This is a genomic window from Vibrio sp. S457-15, assembly GCF_000960545.1.
Taxonomy (GTDB): domain Bacteria; phylum Pseudomonadota; class Gammaproteobacteria; order Enterobacterales; family Vibrionaceae; genus Vibrio; species Vibrio parahaemolyticus.
Genome location: NZ_JYOQ01000041.1, coordinates 1 through 410, shown reverse-complemented (window position 1 = coordinate 410; position 410 = coordinate 1). Strand labels below are relative to the sequence as shown.

Annotated in this window: 1 pseudogene; it reads left to right on the top strand. The window is 45.4% G+C overall.

Features of this window, described 5'->3' with window-relative positions:
* Nucleotides 1-410, top strand: a pseudogene (locus UF05_RS05425) (citrate/2-methylcitrate synthase); the annotation flags it as partial.

Sequence of the window (410 nt, the reverse complement as noted above, 5' to 3'; positions counted from 1 at the left end):
GCCCAGCTCACGGTGGCGCAAACGAAGCATGTCTGAAGATGCTAGAAGACATCGGCAGCGCGGATAACATTCCAGAATACGTGGAACGTGCGACAGACAAAGATGACCCATTCCGTTTGTTGGGCTTCGGTCACCGTGTTTACACGAACTAAGATCCCCGAGCGACCGTAATGCGTGAAACATGTCACGAAGCTCTAAAAGAGCTGAACATTAAAGATCCTCTGCTGGATGTAGCAATGGAAATTGTGCGTATCGCTCTTTCTGACGAATACTTTGTTTCTAAGAAACTGTACCCGAACGTAGATTCTTATTCAGTTATCATTCTGAAATCGATAGGTATTCCTGTATCAATGTTTACGGTTATCTTCGCGATTTCTCGTACTATTGATTGGATTGCCCACTGGAACGAG